This is a genomic window from Sphaerobacter sp. (assembly GCF_019683595.1).
Classification (GTDB): domain Bacteria; phylum Chloroflexota; class Chloroflexia; order Thermomicrobiales; family Thermomicrobiaceae; genus Sphaerobacter.
Genome location: NZ_JADGHZ010000233.1, coordinates 1 through 4,624, shown reverse-complemented (window position 1 = coordinate 4,624; position 4,624 = coordinate 1). Strand labels below are relative to the sequence as shown.

The 4,624-nt window shown below is 66.0% G+C and carries 3 protein-coding genes; all 3 read right to left on the bottom strand.

All coding sequences use genetic code 11. The features are described 5' to 3' along the window. The coding region (locus tag IRZ30_RS15810; protein WP_294086511.1) for a hypothetical protein at positions 1 to 428 on the bottom strand (428 nt) is incomplete at its 3' end. Then, positions 425 to 2,035 (bottom strand): dynamin family protein, encoded by a 1,611-nt coding sequence (locus IRZ30_RS15805; protein ID WP_294086510.1) that lies wholly within the window; start codon positions 2,033 to 2,035, stop codon positions 425 to 427. The genes IRZ30_RS15805 and IRZ30_RS15810, both read right to left, overlap by 4 nt. 59 nt (positions 2,036 to 2,094) lie before the next feature. After that, on the bottom strand, positions 2,095 to 4,624 hold a 2,530-nt coding region (locus IRZ30_RS15800; protein WP_294086509.1), incomplete at its 5' end, for a dynamin family protein.

The window sequence follows — 4,624 nt, the reverse complement described above, 5'->3', positions numbered from 1 at the left end:
GCTGCTTGCCACCGCGCGCGGACCAGTGACCCAAACACGATGCCCGCAGTGAGCGGCGCCGCTACGTGCACCAGCAGCCGGTCTGTCTGCCACCAAGCGATGAAGAATGCTGCGGCAACGAGAGCTACCACCAGTGCCACGCGGAGCCACGGGTTCCCGATCTGTGGCACAAGCGGGCGAACCGCACGCAAGTTTCCCAGCGTCGCCCGAAAGCGAGCGGCCACCTCCGGATGTGTGCCCGCGAGTTTCGCGAGCCAGGCCCCGTTGTAGTGGCTGGGTCGATTCCACTTGGCGACCTCGCGCTGCAGGATCTCGTCGAGCGCCGCTACGTCAAGCAGCGGGCGACCAGCCAGGGCGCGGCGCGCGTGTGTCTCGACGCTGTCGACGAGCGTAACCCACTGTTCCTGGAACTGCGACTCCCAACTCACGCGAGCGCCTCCCGTGCGGCTTCCGCGATAGCCCGTCTCAGCATCTCTATCCTGGTCACCAGCCGCTCGGCCTCGATAACGGCCGCCGTCGCCTCCTGGACCGCAGCCGATGGGTCATGGCAAACGTCCGTGGACGCAGCCGCGGCGAGGAGTTCATCCACCACGTCGAGGTGATGCCGTACGTCCGCCACCAACCGTGGGAGCAACGCTTCCGCCGTCTGCCGCACGGCCTTCTCAAGCTGCTCACGGCTCATGCTGGGGCTGTACAGCCAGTTGCAAAGCCATCGGCTCAGCGTCGCGCTCATCCCCGATCCGGCCGCCACGCCGGTATACACATGGTAGGCCGCGACTGACTCACGTAGCGCCCGCGACTGGTCCAGCATGTGTTCCACCGCCTCCTCCGCGGTCACCGCGAACCATAGGGTAGGGGCAGTTAACTCAAGCGGCGCAAGGCTCCCCGCAACCCGGGCGGTCACACGATCGTGGACAGCCTTGAGCGGCCCGTGGAAGCACACCGTCAGCCGTTTCGGCCATGCCCGGTCGGCATCGACGAGTTCAACCGCGCTCCGCGCCGCGTCGTCGACGAACGGCTCGACGAGGCCGTGAATCTCACTCCGCAGCCGCCGCAGCGCCATGTGGGCTTCTCGTATCGCCTGGCGCCGATGGCGCCGCTCCCGGTCTCGGGCTGACTCCTCGTCCGCAACCACGGCCGCTCTCTTGGCTTCGTTTTCAGCCAAGGCTGTACTAGCGGCGTCGTGGGCCGATGTGATGCGAGACTCCGCCCAGGCGACGCGGGAGAGTACGGCAATCCGCTCACCCGCTGCTCCGGTCAACAAGGTACCCAGGTGCCGCTCGAACGCCCGGAACCCGGGGTCGGGTGCACCGGCCAACGCGGCGCGCGCATCACACGCGAAAATGGCGGGGTTCCCTACGAGGCAGTTCCCCAGCCCGCCCAGCACATCCCGGGCGCGCTGGAGAATCTCCGACCGATCTTTTTCCTCGACAAGCCCGAGCCGGTTGATCACGAAGATGACATTCCCGCGCAGGCGGGCGTTCAAGGTGTGCGCCATCGCCTGCTCGGACTCGGACAGGAGCTTGTCGGCAGCAAGCACGAGCACCGCGAGGTCGGCGCACTCGATCTCGCCCAGCGTGCGCTCGGTGAGCGCGGGGGTATCCTGGAGTCCAGGCGTGTCCACCAGAGTCCAACCCGCCTGCAACGCGGGCACGGGAACGCCAATGCGGACCTCACCGATCCTCGGCGGTGGGACCGCGATCGAGGTAGTGAGATCGAGGAGGATGTAGCGTGCAAGCTCATCCGGCCAGACTCGAGCCTCCTCTGTTCCACGCCCGTGATCTCGTACCACGGTGGCCGTCAGACGCTCCGCGTAGCCCACTCGTACCGGGACACCAGTGGCGCGGTTGGCGCGGACCGGGAGGATGGGCGCGCCCAACAGCGCATTGATAAGCGTCGACTTGCCCGTTTTCAGAACCCCTACGAAGACGACGCGACGCTCTTTTCTCAAGATGGTGCTCTCAAGCTCCCGGCAGAGGCCCATCAGCGGCGGGAAGTCGGCATGACTCCGGAGCCGACGTGTGATCCGGACCAAACGGCCGGTGTCTGCTCCCTGGGAACCCGTATCCGTTAGCCTCTCTGTCGGCATGGCGCTCATTCGTCGGCGACGGTGAGTCCGGTTTTGGCACCGGCGGCACCGAGCCGCTTACCCACCCCCGCGGCCACCACCTCACGGGGATCCTCCTGCGCACCGGTAGCAGCGTCCAACACCGTGTCCACCAAAACGTCAACCCGCTGGCCGATCGCCCGCAGCCGCGCCTTCTCCTGCTCGGCCGAGAACGACGCTTCGCGCATCCGGACAATGATCCGCTGCTGTTCATTGCGCACCTCGTCGATCTCCGCCTGGAGCGCACGGGTGACTACGGTCGCCGCCACGTCAAACTGCGCGCGCAGCGCAGCCTCGATCTCGTCCCGGCGAGCCGGAAGATCTTGTGCGAGCTGCTCAAACAGCTTCTCCCCGAGCGCGCTACGGAGCTGTTTCCGCACCCGGTTGGCATGGTATCTAATGAGGCTCGCCTCGATTGCGATGTACGCCGCCCAGAGCGGTGGACCGCCCGGCAAGATCCAGGGGAGGGCACTCGCGAGGACGACCTGCTCCACCACCCTGCGGAAGAACCCGGTCCAGTCGGCCTTGCCGAAGAGAGCCCCGTGGACCTGCGACGGATCGAGCATGATCCCGCCAGCAGCCGCCTGGAGCAACTTGCGGGTACGGTCCCCTTCCACCTCTTCAGCGATGGTGCGCCGTGCATGTCCGACCGAGAACGCCTCGGCGATCTCGTCGAGCCGTACGTTGAAGGCGGCGATCTCGGCGTCGACGTCGGCCGCCAATCTCGCGATGTCCGGCTCAATCACCACCGACACCTGCTCTTGCCAGCGCGCCAACTTGGTGTGCAGGTAGTGCTTCAGTTCGGCTTCGATTGAGCTGGCGATACGCTCTTTGGTCTGGTCGCGCCAAAGCGACTCGACCGAGGCGAGAAGGGTCAACTCTTCGAGCTTGATGAACCGCTCGGAGTCCTGCGGCCAGGTGGAGCGCAGCTCTGACACGTACTCCTGGAGATTGGCGTAGACCGCCCGCGAGATCGACTCGCCATGGAGCCGCACAGTCCGCTCAATCTCCTGCCGCTGGAGATCCAGTTGGCGCAGACTTTCCAGTGCAGCCTGATGACGACGCTCCAATTCCTCGACCGGCTGGTCGAGTGCGGCGCAGTCATCGGCCACTTTCCGCTCAACCCGAGCGGCGATGTGGCGCAGCATCGGCAGCGGTGACTGGAGGGCGGCCTGGAGCTTTTCATCACTGGTCAGGAATCGCTCCAGCTCCCGCTCGAAGGCCGGCACGCCCGACGCCTCCAACGCCGTTGTGTCGACCGGATCCTGACTCCTGGCGCGAAGCGCGCCGCGCGCATCGATGAAGAAGACGCGACGGTCGTAAAGGTCGGCATCGAACGCGCCATCCTCGTCGAGGAAGTGTCGCCCCAACGCGAGCCTGACGAACTCCTTGATGTCCTCGACGTCCGACGGCTCGTCCAACTGATTCACGTAGTTGACCACGAAGAAGACGTGCGTCAGGCGCCCCGGCCCCAGGGCGTGCTCGATAAACTCTCGCTCATCCAGGCTGAGGATACGCTTCGCGTTGAGCACGAACACGACCGCCTGGACCTGCTTCAAGAAATCCGTTGCCACGCGGGTGCGACTGGCATGCTCGCCCAGGCCCGGCGAGTCGATCAGCATCACGCCGTTAGCGCACAAGGGGTGCAGGGTTTCCATCTCCGCATAGCGGATGTGTTGGAAGCGGTCGATCGGTTCGTGTGCATCGAGCGCTTGTTGATCGGCAGGAGTCAATTGGAACTCGCGGAGGAACTCCTCCCGGCTGAGCACCCGCGGGGTGTCCTGTCCGACCTCGTAGACGCGCACCCCCTCGTTCTCGCCGTGCACCAGGGCAGTAATGATTGCCGTAGCCGGTGCCGCCTTGGCCGGGAGGGCGGGGCTGCCGAGCATCGCATTGAGGAGGGTGCTCTTGCCGTTCTTAAACTCACCCAGTACCAGCACCTTGAACAGCCCCAGGTCGAGATCGCGAGCGCGGACCAGGAGTGCCTCGGCGTCCCGCGCAAAGCCGAGCCCCGGCTGGACCGTTGCGCCCCCCGGTAGCACCACGGGCTCGTCCCCGGGTTCCCCGATCAGGACGGCCAGCTCGCGGAGCGCGTCAGCGACCAGGCGACTCCGATGCCGCGCCTGCGTATACCCTGTGGATTCCGGATCCGGCTCTTCACCAGCACATTCTGGGCTCGCGCCCTCGGGCTCGACCTCACCATCTCCGCCGGCCTCAGTTTCCACAGCAGCTTCCGCTGTACTCACCTCGGCGCGGACATCCGACACGTCCCCTCCTACATCCACGGTCTCGTCCTCGCCATCGGTAACGTCAGCTTCGGACGCGAGGGCATCCGACGCGATATCGTCATTTCCCGGCTTGTGATCGGACTCGCCCGCCGACAGTGCCGTAACCGGCGGCGCCGGGGTATCCGCCGCGGGCTCAGGGAGTTCGCCGACGACGACCACATGAGAGCGGGCGCGGGAGAGCGCCACGTACAGCACGGCATCGTACGTCCCACGCGCTGCGAGACGATCC